This is a genomic window from Spirochaetae bacterium HGW-Spirochaetae-1 (assembly GCA_002839375.1).
Taxonomy (GTDB): Bacteria; Spirochaetota; UBA4802; order UBA4802; family UBA5550; genus PGXY01.
In genome coordinates, this window is sequence record PGXY01000006.1 from 166,825 (window position 1) to 182,654 (window position 15,830).

At 46.3% G+C, this 15,830-nt stretch carries 17 protein-coding genes; 13 read left to right on the plus strand and 4 right to left on the minus strand.

Features of this window, described 5'->3' with window-relative positions; genetic code table 11:
* Positions 1-89: 89 nt before the first annotated feature.
* The 12 genes from CVV44_12880 (at position 90) to CVV44_12935 (ending at position 9,327) form a co-directional block, all read left to right on the plus strand.
* The gene (locus CVV44_12880; protein PKL38056.1) at positions 90-872 is read left to right on the plus strand and encodes a ribulose phosphate epimerase; all 783 of its coding nucleotides are present in this window, start codon (positions 90-92) and stop codon (positions 870-872) included.
* A 127-nt stretch (positions 873-999) separates the two neighbouring features.
* A complete protein-coding gene (gene scpB / locus CVV44_12885) occupies positions 1,000-1,665 on the plus strand; it encodes an SMC-Scp complex subunit ScpB (protein PKL38220.1) in 666 nt (221 codons plus the stop codon).
* A 1-nt stretch (position 1,666) separates the two neighbouring features.
* A complete protein-coding gene (locus CVV44_12890) occupies positions 1,667-2,713 on the plus strand; it encodes a prephenate dehydratase (protein PKL38057.1) in 1,047 nt (348 codons plus the stop codon).
* A gap of 44 nt (positions 2,714-2,757) precedes the next feature.
* A complete protein-coding gene (locus CVV44_12895) occupies positions 2,758-3,444 on the plus strand; it encodes a cytidylate kinase (protein PKL38058.1) in 687 nt (228 codons plus the stop codon).
* Positions 3,445-3,498: 54 nt separating this feature from the next.
* Entirely contained in the window at positions 3,499-5,166 is a 1,668-nt protein-coding gene (locus CVV44_12900; GenBank protein ID PKL38059.1) for a hypothetical protein, read from the plus strand.
* Positions 5,167-5,185: 19 nt separating this feature from the next.
* The gene (locus tag CVV44_12905; GenBank protein ID PKL38060.1) at positions 5,186-5,878 is read left to right on the plus strand and encodes a hypothetical protein; all 693 of its coding nucleotides are present in this window, start codon (positions 5,186-5,188) and stop codon (positions 5,876-5,878) included.
* Positions 5,879-6,047: 169 nt separating this feature from the next.
* Entirely contained in the window at positions 6,048-6,239 is a 192-nt protein-coding gene (rpmF, locus tag CVV44_12910; GenBank protein PKL38061.1) for a 50S ribosomal protein L32, read from the plus strand.
* Between the two features lie 124 nt (positions 6,240-6,363).
* Positions 6,364-6,594: an acyl carrier protein gene (locus CVV44_12915; GenBank protein ID PKL38062.1), complete on the plus strand. Its 231-nt coding sequence runs from the start codon at positions 6,364-6,366 to the stop codon at positions 6,592-6,594.
* A 35-nt stretch (positions 6,595-6,629) separates the two neighbouring features.
* Entirely contained in the window at positions 6,630-7,421 is a 792-nt protein-coding gene (gene rnc / locus CVV44_12920; GenBank protein PKL38063.1) for a ribonuclease III, read from the plus strand.
* Complete coding sequence (locus tag CVV44_12925; GenBank protein ID PKL38064.1) at positions 7,415-7,870, plus strand: NUDIX hydrolase; 456 nt, start codon at positions 7,415-7,417, stop codon at positions 7,868-7,870. Before rnc ends, CVV44_12925 begins: the two co-directional genes overlap by 7 nt.
* Positions 7,855-8,949, plus strand: coding sequence for a 3-dehydroquinate synthase (gene aroB, locus CVV44_12930; GenBank protein PKL38065.1), 1,095 nt, complete (start codon positions 7,855-7,857; stop codon positions 8,947-8,949). Before CVV44_12925 ends, aroB begins: the two co-directional genes overlap by 16 nt.
* Positions 8,950-8,976: 27 nt before the next feature.
* Positions 8,977-9,327: a hypothetical protein gene (locus CVV44_12935; GenBank protein ID PKL38066.1), complete on the plus strand. Its 351-nt coding sequence runs from the start codon at positions 8,977-8,979 to the stop codon at positions 9,325-9,327.
* Positions 9,328-9,352: 25 nt separating this feature from the next.
* Here CVV44_12935 and CVV44_12940 read toward each other — a convergent pair whose 3' ends face one another.
* The 3 genes from CVV44_12940 to CVV44_12950 are packed head-to-tail and all read right to left on the minus strand — an operon-like array spanning position 9,353 to position 12,612.
* Positions 9,353-10,189 carry a hypothetical protein gene (locus CVV44_12940; protein PKL38067.1) on the minus strand — a complete coding sequence of 279 codons (837 nt, stop codon included), beginning with the start codon at positions 10,187-10,189 and terminating at the stop codon, positions 9,353-9,355.
* Entirely contained in the window at positions 10,129-11,007 is an 879-nt protein-coding gene (locus CVV44_12945) for a hypothetical protein (protein ID PKL38068.1), read from the minus strand. Before CVV44_12945 ends, CVV44_12940 begins: the two co-directional genes overlap by 61 nt.
* A gap of 39 nt (positions 11,008-11,046) precedes the next feature.
* Positions 11,047-12,612 (minus strand): hypothetical protein, encoded by a 1,566-nt coding sequence (locus tag CVV44_12950; GenBank protein PKL38069.1) that lies wholly within the window; start codon positions 12,610-12,612, stop codon positions 11,047-11,049.
* On the opposite strand from CVV44_12950, the gene mviN reads away from it, so the two are divergent.
* Complete coding sequence (gene mviN, locus CVV44_12955) at positions 12,611-14,239, plus strand: murein biosynthesis integral membrane protein MurJ (GenBank protein PKL38070.1); 1,629 nt, start codon at positions 12,611-12,613, stop codon at positions 14,237-14,239. The genes CVV44_12950 and mviN overlap by 2 nt on opposite strands.
* A gap of 22 nt (positions 14,240-14,261) precedes the next feature.
* Here the strand turns inward: mviN and CVV44_12960 are convergent, their stop codons facing one another.
* On the minus strand, positions 14,262-15,818 hold the full coding sequence (locus tag CVV44_12960; GenBank protein PKL38071.1) for a hypothetical protein: 1,557 nt from the start codon (positions 15,816-15,818) through the stop codon (positions 14,262-14,264).
* Positions 15,819-15,830: the final 12 nt, after the last annotated feature.

Here is a 15,830-nt window from a genome sequence, read left to right on the forward strand (position 1 = left end):
AAGTCTGATTCATTACTATACCACACTAATCAAAAAACAGACATCATCGTAAAACTACAGGATCAAATTAATCTCGGTAAGTAGACGGCATGCTAGAAGAAAGAGAAGAACTCCAGAATAATGACGCGGATAACAAATATGTCATCCATATCGATAATTTTGACGGTCCGCTGGATATCTTGTGGGATTTGATAAAAAAAGCCAAAATTGATATTACTGAAATTTCTATTTCCGATATAACGATACAATACATTGAATACCTCAAAATGATGGAAAAAATGAATGTCCGTATTGCCTCGGAATTTATCTGGATGGCTTCGGAACTGCTTTTTTATAAAAGCAGGGCCCTTCTACCTTCGGAAAACATCGAGGATGAATATTTTACACCGCCCCTACCGCCTGAACTTATCAATAAACTGCTGGAATATAAAAAATTTCAGCAATCTTCCCGGTTTTTCAGGGAGAGTTTTGAATTTCAGGCCGATGTATACACGCGGCATAATGAACCCGAAGATCTCGAGGCCGGAACGGAAGAATATCTGGACGTGTCCCTTTTCGATCTTTTAAGGGCCTTTGCCAATGTTCTGGAATCCCAGAGCACGGTGGAACAGGAAGAAATTATATTTGACGAAATCCTCGTCAGTGACAGGATTGAATATATAACTGAATTGCTGAAAGAGAACGATTTCATCGTTTTCATTGAAATTTTTCAGAATCGGCCCAGTAGGCCCGAAGTAGTGGCTACATTCCTGGCTATTCTGGAAATGGCTAAAACGAAGATCATCAAAATAGTACAACACAGGGTTTTTGGTGAAATTCGCCTGGTCCGCAATTTTTCTTCAAAGCAAATTGATGCCGGTGAAGGCGACTGACCCGCGCATATCTACCATATCATGAGGAGCCATGGAAGAAAAGGATGTACAAAATCAGAAGGATGATGATTTAATCCATGATGATTTTTCCGATGAGTCGGACTCTGAATCCTCTGAAGAGTCCGTCATGTCCGCAGATGACGATGTCGATGATGAATCATCAAAGGACTCTGAAGCCGAAGATATTTCCGGCGATACGTCTGAGGAAGATGGGTCAGATGATTCATCGGGAGAAGAAGTAGACGATGTCGAGCGGGATGAACTGGAGCTCAAGGGCCTTTTTGAATCGGTTCTCTTTCTGACCAATGAGCCGCTCTCTTCGTCTTTTTTTGTCAAAAATTTTTCCGTGGATCCCACCCAGGCAAAAATTGTAATGGATTCCCTGGTGGATGAGTACGAGGAACGGGATGGCGGTATTCTTCTCGTGGAGATTGCAAATGGATTCCAGTTTGTTACCAATGCCCGCTATGCCGAACAGCTGCGACACGCACTTGGGATGAAGAGGCGGGAGACACTTAGCAAGGGCATGCTGGAGACCCTGGCAATTGTTTCATATAAACAACCCATAGTGCTGGCCGAGATTGATGATCTGCGCGGAGTCTCTTCGCGGATGATGGTGGCAAACCTCATGAAGAGGAATCTTATTAAACCTGTAGGCCGGATGAACCTGCCAGGCCGGCCCCTGGCGTACGGTACAACCGATGAGTTTCTGCGGTTTTTCGGCTTGAACAGATTATCGGACCTGCCAAAACTGTCGGAAATAAAGGAATTTTCCCTGGACAGCGAAGAATGACGTGAATGACAAATTACAGAAAATCGATGACAGATTGATGAAGGCTCTGGCCGAATGGTCTGCGCAGTACGCGGAAGACCTGAAGTCGGACGATTCGGTCGCTGAAGGCACCCTTTTTTCCGAGAAGGGGCGGATGATTGATTTTTTCAAACAAGGCTATAACGGCCCCCTTCCCATGGAAGCCATTGATAAGGTTCTCACGGAGCTTTTTTTCGGTATCGTCAATAGCATTCGGCCCATCAGGGTTGCATATCTCGGGCCTGAAGGAACCTTTTCCAGCATTGCCTGTACAACGATATTCGGAACCTCGGTCAATACTCTTTCGCAGAAAACAATTCCCGACGTATTCCGTGAGGTCGAATCGGGAGACGCGGCCTTCGGCGTGGTACCCATTGAAAACAGCACGGAGGGAGCTGTAACCTATACACTCGATGAGCTCATAGAAACGGATCTTTCCATCATCGCCGAACAGTATGTTCGTATCTCATACAGTGTGCTTTCCCAGAGTGAGGATATTTCATCAATAAAAAAAATATATTCCCATCCCCAGCCTCTGGGGCAATGTAAAGGATGGATACGGACCAATGTTCCCGGTGCGGAGATTATATCGGTGGATTCCACCACTACGGCGGCAGAGGAGGCCCGGAAGGATAAAACCGCAGCTGCCATTGCCGCTCACGTTGCGGCCGAGATATATGGCCTCAATGTACTGGCTACAAGGGTCGAGGATATACGGCAGAATTACACAAGGTTTTTTGTAATCGGACGTATGGCTAACCGGACAACGGGCAATGATAAGACCTCCATCGTGTGCGCTGTCAAGGATAAGCCGGCCGCCCTGGTGAAGCTGCTCCAGCCTTTTGCCGATGCAGGCATTAATATGACAAAAATTGAATCACGCCCCGACAAGAAAAAGATGTGGGAATACAATTTCTTTATCGACTTTATCGGACACAGGGACGAGGTCAAAATCCAGCAGGCTCTTGAACACATGCGCGAGGAGACGGTCTTCCTGAAAATTCTCGGTTCCTATCCCGTGGGGAAATAATCCCGGCAGCGATTGGATATAATGACAATGTATGGTGAGCGACTATGAACACGGGTAAGCGGATTATTGCCGCAATTGACGGCCCTGCGGGTTCGGGCAAGAGCAGCGTTTCAAAGGAAGCGGCGCTGGCCCTGGGAATGAAATATATCGATTCCGGCGCAATCTACCGTTCAGTGACCTGGTTTTTTCTGCAGACACATGAATCATTGAGCGAGGGTATGGATTTTGAGAAAGGCCTTCACGGCCTGATTATTGAACAGAAATTTAACAGAGATGGAAGCTCGTGCACATATGTAAATTCCGCCGATGTATCGGAGCTCATCAGGAACGAAGTTATTGCCGGAAATATCGGTATTGTATCCGACAATAGAGCGGTACGGGAGTTTGTCAATGGCCTACTGAGAAAATGGTCGGAAAAGGATTCCATAATAATGGATGGAAGAGATATAGGTACCATTGTTTTCCCCGATGCCGACGTGAAGATTTATCTTGATGCCTCTGTTGACATCAGGGCAGAACGGCGTATCAAAGAATACAGGGAAATGGGAAAAAATGTTGACGAAAATTCCATCAAAACCCAGATTATACAGCGAGATGAACAGGACAGATCTCGGGAATTCGGCGCACTGAAGCAGGCCGATGATGCCATTTACTGTGATACTTCATCGATGAGCAAAAAGCAGGTTATAGAATTTATTGTAAAAACGATCAAGGGTAAGCTGGAGTTTTAAGACTAGCCAGAGCGATCCGCCTGGTTGGTACATTATTTTTTAAGGTGGCTGATTATGGACCATTTACAGGCTGAAGAATTCAATGAATCCATCGACATGGAGCAAATAGCAGATTCAGCTCTCGATGAAATCAAACCAGGACAGATAATACACGGTGAAATCGTTACTATAGATAATGATTATGCGTATGTGAACGTCGGTACTAAATCGGATGGACGAATCTCGCTCGAGGAATTTGATGTTCCTCCTTCAGTCGGCACAATGGTCGATGTCATGCTGCAGAACAGGAGAATAGTTGACGGTGTCTACCAGTTTTCAAAAAAGGCCGCCGAAGAAGAACTTGTGTGGAACGAGTTCACCAGGAAGTTGGGTGACGGCGTTGAAACAATAAGCGGTAGGGTCATTGCTGCAACCAGCAAGGGCAAACTCGTCAGCTGCGATGGTGTGAGGGCCTTTCTCCCATTTTCCCTTAGCGGTGATCTGAAAGGCGAATCCTCTACTGATGGTGAATGCCAGTTTAAAATAAAGAGCATAGACCGGAAAAAGAAATCAATCGTAGTATCGCGCAAAGAATTTCTTGATGAGGAAAATGTCAGAAAATGGGAGAGCTTCGCGGCCAACTACTCCGCAGGCGATAAGGTGGAAGGCGAAGTAATTAAATTTGTCGAATTCGGTGCCTTTGTCCGCGTTGAAGGAATAGATGCTCTGCTTCACCGTAACGATATGTCATGGAAAAATGTTTTCAAGCAGAGGAAAATACTCAAGCAGCACGAAAAAAGGGAATTTATTATTTTAAACATTAACCGCGAAGAAGGGAAGATATCGCTCGGCCTGAAGCAGATGGCCGAAGATCCCTGGATCAATCTGGACGCTCAATTCAGGCAGGGAGAGATCCTCAAGGGTACCGTGGTGACCATAGTAAACATGGGCGCCTTTGTGGATGTGGGAAATGATGTAGAGGGTTTTCTTTCCAATAGTGAGCTAAGCTGGACAAAAAACAACGCATCGGCCAAGGATATCCTTGAGAAGGGACAGGAGATAGATGTTGTAATTCTCGATATAAATAAGGATGAAAGGAAGCTCCTTCTCGGCTATCGGCAGACTCAGCCCAATCCCTGGATGACCATCCATGAGCGCTTTCCCGTTGGATCCGTTCACCGCAAAAAAATTAAAAAAATTGTGAAATTCGGTCTTTTTGTCGAACTTGAAGATGACATAGACGGTTTAATCCATATTTCCGATATAAGCTGGGATGACCACAATTCAAATCTTCCGGAGCAGTTCCGTGTGGGTGATGAGGTTGACTTGAAGGTTCTGGAAATAAAAAAAGAAGAGATGAAAATCGCCTGTGGGATGAAGCAGTTGCTCAAATCACCCTGGGAGGCAATTAGTGAAAAATACCAGCCCAGGATGCAGGTGAGGGGTACCATATCGGGTATCACACAATTCGGAATATTCTTAAAACTTGAAGAAAATGTTGAAGGTCTGGTTCATATCTCCGAAGTATCCAAGAGCAGGATTGAGGACCTTGATGCGGAGTTTTCCGTTGGTGATGTTGTCAATGCCGTAGTCCTGGGAGTTGATGTTAAACGAAAGAGGCTCTCTCTCAGTATCAAGCAGTTTGATGTGATTTCTGAAAAAGAAGAACTGGATAAGATATTAAAGGAAACAAGTCCCAGCACCATGACCCTGGGGAATATGGTAAATATTAAGTTAAATTAGTTGTAGCACAGGAGCTTGAATGGCACGAATAAATGTAAGGAACAACATTGATATTGAAAGGAATCCCGTAGAGAAGTTCCTCATGAAAGTGAAGGATGTTATCAAGGGAAATCGTAAGCTGGTTTTATATTCTTTTATATCCCTGTTGATAGCCGTTGTTCTGTTAATTGTCTCTTCCATTATTTTTGAAAAACGATCGGAAAGCCAGATGGTTCGCTATGAGACTATAATGCAGATGTATCAGCTTCAGGGAACTGAAAATCCTGAAAATATTGAGAAAACTATAGCAGAACTGAAAAAATTGCACGATTCCAGCTACTTCGGATTTGTTCATCATATGTCCCTCTACTCTGCCGGGAATCTTTACTATTCAGTAAAGAAATACAAAGAGGCTGAAGAGGCACTCGTATCCTTTGCCGGATCGACTCCTTCCGAGTTATTTGCGGCACTGGCCCTGCTGAAGGCTTCCTCTGCGGCGGAAGAACGCGCCGATTTGGACAGGGCAATTGAAATATACAAGACTCTTGAGGGTAAATATCTGAATGGCATCCTGGATGATCAGATTTTATATAACATGGGACGGGTATACGGCCTGAAAAATGATAAGGCCATGGCGAAAAAATATTACAACAATATAATTATGTCATACCCCCAGTCCCCGCTTGCAGAGAAGGCGAAAAAAAGGATGCTTCTTTTGGGGTTGCCTAAGTAATAGAAATTTTTATAGATGGTCAAATATAACTTGACATAAAAAGAGCTGATATTAGATATTCCCTTTAACTTCCTGAGTTTGAAGGATATTTATTATATTCCCGAAAGCAGATGAAAATATGTTCGGCGATGCTGAAGTCTGAGAAAATAAAAGTGAATGGAGAATAGTTGTGGCGGTACCAAAGCGTAGGAAATCGAAGTCTAAAATCCGGATGAGAAGATCTCATGATGCAATAGGTGTTCCCTCATTGAGGCCATGTCCGAAGTGCGGGGCTTATACTATGCCACACCGTGTGTGTCCTGAATGCGGCTATTATAAAGGGAACCTGGTAGTGGAAAAGAAAGTTAAAATAAAAGACTGAACATGTGAATGGATCAGGTCATTTGCGAGGGATGCTGCATGAGCATCCCTTTTTGCATTAACTCTTGACAGGAGGTAATGCGCTATATAACGTGTGACAATGTTTTTCTCCCGGGAGGCATGACATGGATATTTTTAACAAAGTAAAAAACATCATAATAAAGCAGTTGAATATCGAGGAAGAGAACGTTACGAAAGACGCTTCTTTTATTGAAGATCTGGGAGCAGATTCAATTGATTCCGTGGAGCTCATAATGGCTTTTGAGGTGGAATTCAATATTGAGATTCCTGAGGAAGATGCTGAACGTCTGCAGACAGTCGACGATGTGGTTAAGTATATTCAGGATCGAATTTAATACTGCGAAATTATTATAATAACGAACAGACGAATATGACAGCTGAAGAATTAAAAGACAAAAGTATTCCTGAAAAAAAAGAGAATAAAAAAATTCAGACGGAAAAAGATAATAAGAAAAGCAGATACCGACAGCTTGATAAACTGCAGGGTGTCTTAAAAATTAAATTCAGGGATAGAATTTTTTTAAACAGGGCATTGGTTCATCGTTCCTATATCAACGAATCGGAATCCGAGGTGCGTGATAATGAAAGGCTGGAGTACCTGGGTGATTCGGTTCTTGGCCTTATTGTGAATGAATACCTGTTCAAACATTTCGAGGATTACCATGAGGGTGATCTGGCTAAAATTAAATCAGTTGTTGTTTCCGAGGATATTCTGGCTCAGGTGGCTCAGGAACTGAACCTGGGAAGCTATATCCTCATGGGCCGCGGCGAGGAGATGAGCGGAGGAAGGAACCGGGCATCGATACTCGCCAACACGCTTGAAGCCATCATCGGGGCCTTCTACCTTGACTCGGGCCTGAAGGAAAGCCGAAAATTCGTTCTTCTCCTGCTGAAGCAGCACATTGACCGCATTGACAATCTCACTTATCAGCGTGATCCCAAGACAACCTTGCAGGAATATGTCCAGAAAAAGTACAAGGAAAGGCCAATATATGAAGTGGTGGAGGAGCGCGGTCCCGACCATCAGAAGGAGTTTTTTGTCAGACTTGTCGTCAACGGCAAAGAGGTCACCCGGGGAAGCGGAAGCAGTAAAAGGAAGGCGGAAATGCATGCCGCCAGCATAGCGCTCAAGAAAATCGATAAAGGGGATGCGGTATTTTGAATTTCGATGAAAAGGATGTCAGGGTCCGTGTTGCGGGTATCGTCATCAACGATAAACGGGTTCTTCTTATATCCCACAAGAAGGACGGCAATGAGTACTGGCTGCTTCCCGGCGGCGGGGTCTCTTTTCTGGAGACACTGGAAGAGGCCTTGAAGAGAGAGTTCAATGAGGAGCTCAATATCGATGTTGCCGTACAGAAAATTGCGCTGGTTTGTGACTCCATTGATCCCGATGAGAAGCGGCACATCATAAATATATGCTTTCACTGTTCCTATGAAGGAGGCGATTACCGCCTTGGCGATGATAACCGACTCAGCGGCTATGGATATTTCAATGCCCAGGAGCTGGAACAGCTTAAAATTTATCCTCCCATTAATGATGAACTGGTCAACATAATAAGAAACAAGCCTCAGACAATATATCTCGGGAAATTATGGCTCGACGAATAGAAAGCATAACCGCCAAAACGGCATCATGGGAATATGACATTCTCATCGGTGAGAGGTTCATCGCACGACAGGAAAATTTTAAAGGGATACTTGATTCCGATAAAACGGCCTTTGTCGTCAGCAAAAAGGTATACGGGCTTCACCGGGAATATATCGATTCTTTTGTTTCAATGGCGAAGTCAGGCCACCTTTTTCTCATGGATGACGGCGAGGAAAATAAAAATTATCGTTACGCGGAAGAATTTTTGCGCGGATTTATCGAAAAAGGTCTTACCAGGAAGTCGGCCGTGTGCGCTGTCGGCGGCGGCGTAGTCGGTGATTTCGCCGGTTTTCTGGCATCGCTGTATATGAGGGGAATCCCGATCGTGCACGTGCCCACGACGCTTCTTGCCATGGTGGATTCAAGTATCGGCGGAAAGGTGGCGGTTAATCTCCAGCTGGGGAAAAATATTGTGGGCGCCTTTCACCAGCCGAAACAGGTATTGACTGATATTTATTTTCTCACCACCCTTCCTGAAAATGAGTTCAGGAACGGGCTCGCTGAAATATTCAAACATGGCCTTATTGGTGAGAAAAGAACGCTGGAGATGCTTCAATCGGGATCATGGGGAGAAATAAAGAATCCGGCTTTTATATCCGAACTTATCTACAGGTCCGCTCTTTTTAAAACGGGTGTCGTGGAAAAAGACGAAAAGGAATCGGGACTCAGAGCTATTCTCAACTACGGTCACACCGTGGGCCATGCCATCGAGTCCTTTATGGAATACAGGGGAATATCCCATGGTGAGGCTGTGGCCCTGGGGATGCTGGCCGAGAGTGAAATCTCTCGTCGGGCTGGCTGGCTTTCAGAGGCCGATATGAACATGATACGGGAGATCCTGGATAAATACGGCCTGATACAACACCAGATTAACCCCGAAATGGAAAGCATTATGCGGCATATGGCCTATGACAAGAAGAACATTGGCGGGAAAATAAATTTTGTATTGTTGAAAAGGCCGGGTCAGCCGGTGATAGACCAGCAGGTTGATGAAAACCTGCTGCGGGAAGTGCTGGGAAGCGTTTTTGCAGGAAGTTAAAATTAACTTAATCAGCAGGTTCATGACGTGGCGGAAACACTAAATTATTCCCTGAGGGAGTTTGAAAACGTAAAGGTTGTTGAACTGAGCGGCAGCCTTACGAACAACACCATTGATACCTTCAGGTCGCTCATTAATCGCATTTCCGACAAGGAGAGCGCCATTGTCAATCTGGAGAATGTAACCCTGGTTACCTCGGGAGGACTGCATGCCCTTGTAGATGTTTCCCAGGTGGCGAAAAGGAAGGACAAGCGGGTGATTATTCTCTGGGCGGGAGAGGACGTGGTCAGGATGTCTGAAATTATCGATGTATACAGCCTGCTTATTTTTGCCGAGAGCCTTGAGGAAGGCGTAAGGAAGATCCGTTATTATACCTGAAATCCTGCATGCGGGCCTTTTCCCTTCAGTTGTTGGGGAAAAGATGGATATTGGGCCTGCCGTTGTAAACATTCCGTGATACGAAAACCTCGACTGAATAATATTTCCTGATAGTTTCCGCGTTTAACAAATCGACAGTGCCGTCCTCGGCGATTTCGCCCCCCTCTATTATTATAATTCTGTCGGCGATTTGAGCAATAAAATTGAGGTCGTGAGTTACAATAACAGCTGTTGTATCTCCCTCTGCAACTGAGCGGGTTATTTCACGGGAGAGGGTATGGATGGTGCCGATATCCAGTCCCGCCGTGGGATTGTCCATGAGAAGTATTTTCGGTGTACGGATGAACGATACGGCGAGCATTGCCTTTTTCATCTGTATGTCTGAGAGTTCCCCAAGGCGTTTTTTCTGCAGGTCGGTAAGATCGAAATAGCCTATATTCTGTTCTACTACCTGCAGATCGTATTCTGAAAAGGCCCGGAAAAAGTTTTTGTGACTGATTCTGGAAAGCATGAGAAAATCAAAGAGTGATTCATCCATGTTGTCCGGTTTTCTGCCGTTATAATATGAAATGGTTCGGGCCAATTCTTTTCTGCCGAAGGCATTTATTTTTTTATTATGTATTGCTACTGAACCGGACCCGGGGCCTCTCCTCTGATTCATGCCAGACAGTGTTTTCAGTAACATCGATTTGCCGGTACCTGGTTTTCCTATTATGCCGGCTATTTCTCCCGTATTAATCGTCAGGGATATATCCTTCAGGACGGGATTGTTTTGTGGATAGGTGCAGTGTAATATCTCGATCATACCGGTACATATCTCCTTCGCGCGGCCAGGATAATGGTGAAAGTGTAGGACATGCATAATGAAATTAAAACAGTGATATTAGTGCCCGAAAAGTGCAGGACCAGAAGCAGTAATTGCGAATAGAGGACGGTCATGACCATGGCTGACAGCATCCTTCCGCTGCGGAGTTGTGACTGAAAAAAATACAAGGCTGTTCCTCCCATGTAGCCAATGGTAATGAACACAAGGGAAAAAACAAGATTGTAAAAAACCGGGATCAGGCAGGACATGGCACGATAATTGATGCCCGCACCGAGGCAGTGTTCTTTGCCGAGAGAGAAAGCCTTTAATTCCGGCTTTAAAAGAAAAAAGAGAACGGAAAAAATCAAAATGACCAGGCAATATATAATTACACGCGTTATCGAATGATCACTGGTGTGCAGATATCCCGTGAGCGCTGTATGAATATGTTTTTCCGGTCCCCGTGTGCCGGTATTCACCAGGTATGCCGTGATGATAATAACGACGATATTTATCAGGGTTCCATAGATGAACCTGTCCCTGTTGTCCCTATAAAGAATTTTCTCCATTATCGTGTTATGAAACATCATGGCCAGAAAGATGAAAATAAATATAAGGAGAGGTCTTTCCGTCAAGAGTGCAGCCGTGAGCACTGTGGCGAGAAAGGCGATGCCGCCTTCACCGCTTTGGTGATAGTCGAGCCGTGATATCGCCGTGGCCTGGGAAAAATACCCCAGCAGTGCATACAAGAGCGAGCCGGGGATGTAGAGAAACAACATCGAAGTTCCGGTTTCAAAAAACACGTTGAGCGCAACGGCTGTCATGCATGCCGTGATCAATGCTGCGGCGATGACGATGCTTGATGCTTTTTTCAAAACTTTCCTGTAATTGATGTCTGTTTACCCGATGGCATGTCAGGGATTTACCTCCGTATCGGGTTTACTGTTGATTGTATCGACAGGACCGTTTGCGGGTGTTGTATTGTTGATTTCCTTTTCCTTCTCCCGCCTCATTTCTTCTTTTTTTCTTATTTCTTCCTCTTCGGTCTTTTTCTGTTTTTCTATCTCCTTCAACAGACGGGACAGCTGGGGGTCCTTCTCAGCCAGCTGACGGTAGTTGTCATAGTACATGAGGGAGTTCATGATTTCAATGGCCTGGGATTTTCTGCCGCTGCGGGCATAAGCCTGGCCAAGCATGAATTTATCGTCATTTTTCAGCGACAGCTTTTCAAAAACGTCTATGGCCTCATCGTACTTTTTCATGCTGAAATATGATTTTGCCTGGAGGAGCGTTATATCATAGCTGACCTGGGACTCGGGCAGGGCGGCAATGATTTCATTGAGGCGGGCAAAGTTGTTTTTTTCAAAGTGCCCTTTTATCAGGATGATAAAAGTCTTGTTGTATTTTTGAATTTCATCTTTGTTCTGTTTGATAGTGTCGAAGAGCCGGTCAAAATAGGTGAGGTAACGCCAGTCATTCTGTTTGTAATAAATGCTGCCGATCTGGAAGAGAACCAGGGAATTATCACTCTCCAGCCTGTCGGCTTCCTGGAGTGTTTTAAGCGCCTCATCATATTTTTGCTGTTTAATCTGAATAGCCGAGAGCAGGATCAGGGGTTTTACAGCCTTCCGGTTCAGTGAGTGGGCCCTGTCGGCCTTTTCCGCCGATTTGTCATAATCGTTTTCATTATAATAGCTTTCCGCCATTTTCAGGCTGAGGATGTATTCCGTGGAGTTGCTGATAAAACCGAATTCCAGGGCCTTGGAAAAATGGGTTATGGCGTAAGAATAGGACTGATCCTGGTAGTAGATGTCGCCAAGAGCGATATGGGCCTCAGCGTAATAGGGAATACGTGACGTTATTTCCCGCAGATATGATGCGGCCTCACTGGTCTGGCCCTTTTTGTATGCAGCCATGGCGATCTCGAATTTTGGAGCAAGGAAGGAGGAATCCTGGCCCAGGGCGTCTTTGAACAGGGAAATGGCTTCCTCGATGCTGCCGCGCTTCTTTTTTTCTATCCCCTTTTTATACAGGTCGATGGCATCCTGATTGTTTGTCCAGAGGCCCTTGTTGATGAGGGATTCGATTTTCTGCCGGGCACCGTCATCCTTGAGGTGATCCCACATCCTCTTGCAGGTAATCACCACATTGTCGTAATCACCCTTCTGTTCGGCAAGAACGATGAGATTCCAGTAGGCGTTTCGCAGGAATTTGCCCGTTGTGTTTTTAATTTTGGTGGCTTCGTTGAAATATTTTGCCGAATCGTCGAAATTTCCCTGGAGCTTTTCTATCTCTCCGAGGAAATAATAAGCGTCACCGTGAGGATTTTTCTCCACGGCTTTAAGAAACATCTCGCGTGCCTTGTCATATTTCTTGTATACATAGAATTGCCGGCCCTGTTCATAGTAACCTGCCAGGAGGGGGCCTGAAGCGGAAGTGAGCATAAGAATCGCGAGCAGAACGGTTTGATAAATTTTCATGGTTTACTTCTTTATTAATTATTATTTTCTTGATTTATTGTGTGGATACTGCCATTTGTCAACATATTTTGTCAGCCAAACATCTATGAATTCAATTATCCGATCCACAGGCATTGTAGCCCTTGCCACTCTAGCCAGCCGTATTCTGGGATTTCTCCGTGATATGCTCATGGCGTCATTTTTCGGCGCCAGCGGGACGACCGATGCATTCTTTGTGGCTTTCAAAATTCCCAACCTGTTCCGGCGTTTCGTTGCCGAGGGTGCACTGACCATATCATTTATACCCGTGTATACGGAATACCTGGTCAATAAAGGAAGGGATGAGGCCCTGGAGCTGGCCCAGAAGACCCTTACCCTGCAGATAGTGGCCCTTATCTTCCTCATCGGACTGGGTGAATATTTTTCTCCCGAGATCGTAAGGCTTTTTGCCATAGGCTTCAAGGACCCTTCACTCCTGTCCCTTGCCACGGATCTTAACATGATTATGTTTCCCTATCTTTTTTTCGTCAGCCTCGTTGCCTTTGCCATGGGTGTACTTAATTCACATAAATATTTTTTCGCGCCGTCCTTCGCACCCGTGCTGCTCAATGTGGGAATAATCACGGGAATTATTTTTTTAAGCCGTTTTTTTGATCAGCCCCTGCACGGTGTGGCCATCGGGGTTCTCCTGGGCGGCCTGCTCCAGGTCATATTACAGATACCCTATATGATCAGGGCGGGATTTAAAATGAAAATATCCTTTGATCTCAAGCATCCCGGGATGCGTAGGATATTCCGCATGCTGGGGCCCGCACTTTATGGTATGGCAATCTACCAGATCAACAGCCTCATTATTACGATCCTTGCGTCCTTCAAGGATAAAGGGAGCATATCCTATCTCTATTATTCCGACCGGCTCACGGAACTGGTCCTGGGTGTTTTCATCGTTTCCATAGGGAATGTGATTCTTCCCGAGATGTCAAAGCTGACAGCCACGGACGATCTTGATAAACTGAAAAAGCTTTATATCCAATCCATGAGCGGCGCTCTTTTTCTGGCCGTGCCGGCCACGGTGGCTCTCATGGGCCTGGGATACCCCGTTATTTCGGTCATATATCTGCACGGCAAGTTTACACCCTTTGATGCCGAGATGACGCAGCTGGCCCTTTTCTACGCCTCGCTGGGGATCACGGCCGTTTCAATACTGCGTCTGACGACTCCCACCTTTTATTCATTGAAGGATACGGTTACTCCGGTTATAGGCGCTACCATGGCACTGGTTTCCAATACGGTCCTGGGATATTTTCTCATGGATACGGGACTAAAGCACGCCGGTCTCATGCTGGCCCTTTCCATTTCTACAACTCTCCAGGTGGTTTTTCTTGTAATCATGCTGCGGAGAAAGATAGGGAGGCTGGGTCTTAAAAAACTTTTTATAGCGGCGATGAAATTTCTCGCTGCCTCACTGCTGATGCTTCTCGTCTGCCATTTCATCGCGAGGCTCATCGACTGGAACAGCGCCCGCCTCTGGCTCAGGGCCCTGGTCCTTATGGCGATAGTAACGGCGGGAGGACTTGTGTATGCCCTCTCCTGTTTCATCCTGAAGGTGGAAGAGATGCAGTATGTCTACCGGAGGCTGAAACGCTGATATTTCCCCCCGGCCTGTTTTCTCAACCCTTCATTTCATCCGCCGCTTTAAGGGCCAGCGCGGCAATGGTCAGGCTCGGATTCACTGACCCGCCCGAGGGCATAACACTGGCATCGATTACATAGAGGTTGTCCATGCCCCATACGCGGCACCGGCTGTCAACGACGGAATTGCCGCTATCCTCGCCCATGCGGCAGGTCCCCAGGGCGTGTGAAAAGGTCTCAATTGGCATATTGTAGAACATGAGAGCCCCGGCCCTGCGCAGGATTCCCCTGGCTTTGCCATAGAGCGCCTTTCGAACCGCCAGGTCCCGGGCAGTGTAGCGGTGATGTACCATGAGAGCAGGCATGCCATAGAGGTCTTTCCGGCTCGTATCACAAAAGACCCGGTTGCGGTACTGGGGCATATCCTCGGCGATGCAGAGAAGATTTATAAGATAATCGGAAAAGAAGGCGGCGATATTTTTCAGGCCCATTGGCGCATTGGCCTTGATGACACCCTTGCCGATGCTGGATACATCCTGTATCATCCCCCATGTACCTGCGGGGGCGAGTTTTTTATCCGGGTCGCCGTAATAAAAATCCGGGATACCGATCTGTTTCTGAAGCTTGTTTTCCGGGTTCGTAACATAGGGGAAGATGCCCGCCACCACGCCGTTGATGTGACGCATGAGATTGCGGCCGATAAGATCATTACCCGTTATGCCGTCGATGCCCGAGGCCAGGAGGAGATGGGGCGACGCCAGGGCTCCGCCCGAAACTATGATATTTTTACCCTGGATGGTGTTTCTTTCTCCGGTTTTCAGGGAAATGATATCCACGGAACGGGCTTTCCTTCCCGAGACGTTTATTTTCAAGACAGCTGTATCGGATAAGATCGTGACTCCTTTTTTCTCGGCCTCGGGAAGCACCATTACGGCCAGGTCGTTTTTTGCCTCTATTTTACAGAGATAATGGTCGCAGGTCGGACAGAGTATGCATTTCTCTTTGCCGTATTTGCCGCTGAAGTTGATGGCCATGGGAAGAAAAAAGGGATGCATGCCCAGTTTTTTAGCGCTGTCCCAAATTATTTTTGATGGCGATGAAAGTCCCGGGTGAGGTGCATGGAGATAGTCATTTTTTATAGGTGGTTCCGTTATATCCTGTCCGCGGACTCCGGCTATACCGAGAATCCGCTCAGCCTTGTCGTACCAGGATTTCAGTTCCTTGTACCCGTAGGGCCAGGCGCAGGAAGTATCGCGTTCCGCGGTTCCTTCCAGGGGAGCGCCGAGAAAATCATCCTCACGCATGCGGAACGATACGGCGCCGTACATTGTTGACATGCCGCCCACCGTATCGTCGGTATGCTCTTCTTTCAGCGGACCTTTTTTCTGGTCCACGAAAAAGGAGACCGGGCTCCGGTACAGGGGATCCTTCAGATGGAGTCGAACCTCATCCCAGCAGGAATCGTCGCGCACAACATGCTTTCCCCGTTCTATAATGAGAACCTCTTTGCCGGCTTTGGCCAGGGCATGGGCTGTCATGGCGCCGCCGAAACCGCTGCCGATTATTATATACTCATAGGATTTTTTTACATGCATGGCTCAACCACT